This window comes from Endozoicomonas sp. SESOKO4 (assembly GCF_024606275.1).
In genome coordinates this window covers 1-1,101 of the sequence record NZ_JAHHPS010000477.1, presented here as the reverse complement: position 1 = coordinate 1,101, position 1,101 = coordinate 1, and the positions used below count along the sequence as shown (strand labels likewise).

1 protein-coding gene is annotated in these 1,101 nt (G+C 45.5%); it reads left to right on the top strand.

Annotated features, from left to right (window positions below):
* The first annotated feature begins 469 nt into the window (after positions 1–469).
* A complete protein-coding gene (locus tag KDK16_RS09070; RefSeq protein ID WP_257275704.1) occupies positions 470–1,081 on the top strand; it encodes a bZIP transcription factor in 612 nt (203 codons plus the stop codon).
* Positions 1,082–1,101 lie beyond the last annotated feature (20 nt).

The following is a 1,101-nucleotide window of genomic DNA, read 5'->3' as shown; positions in this document are numbered from 1 at the left end:
ACAGAGTGGATGTGGCGATACAGCTCGACTGGCACAAAGCCTATGAGGACAAAAAGGGAGATCCGCTCGGGCTGAATGAATGGAAATTTGAGGATGACCCGTTTGACGAATAGGGAGAGGCTGCCTGCCGATACCCCCAATAGATGAATCTACTTCCGCGCCCGCCCCGGACAATGGTGCTTGCGGAACAGTCGTTTTCAAAAAAAGCACTCAACTCACTCCGGTGAACAACCAATCCGAACCCCTTCAGGAAAAAGGTACTCAACTAACAGAGTTGTCAGATTTACTGTCAGAAACGGAACATTCCGTTGTGGAGAGTGTCTAGGCTTTATGAGTCATGGAATGCACAGGAACAGGAACAATGGATAGGCTTTCGACTTCGGACACATCCTCATTGAATCTTGTGTCGACAAAAGACGCTGGGGCCAGTGAGGATAAAACGGATAAGGCTGGCGCAAAATACAGTGTTGTGACACAGGATCATTGTTATATCAGACTTCCGCAGGAGCCTACTGATACAGCAACGACCAGAGGAAAAAAAGCTGTTCTGAAAAGAGTGGCAACTCCTTACGTCACCCCAGAGCCTCCTGCAAGAAAAGTATTGAAGTCTTCATCAACAGCCGGGAGCCTACCGGGTTGTAGCTACGGCAATGCCTGTCAGCTTCATCGAGTTGTACAGGAAGGTGGTGTTATAAAAGTCGAAACAGAAACTGTTTCCGGGAAACCAGGGCCTTCTTCATCCACAGCAGTTGGAAGCAATAAGCCAAGGGGCAAAAAAGCAAGACCATTTGAAGTAAGAAGGCAGATGAACAGGGATGCTGCTCGAAAATTTAGAGAAAATACAAAAATTCGCATGGAATACTTGCAAGAAGAAGCGGATAACCTTCGAATGCAAAATTTGCTTCTGACTGTTCAGAACATTGAACTGACAGACAAGATTTGCAATACGGAGGAAGAAAATCGGATTTTAAGTCAATTAGTCTCAGAGAAGGAATCTGTATCTAAGAAAACTGAATTTGTTCCTGGTTACTTCGAACTGGATGATCAAGGAATATTTGATACCGATGATGATGCCAGCTAAGTTCCTGCTGCATGTTTGAC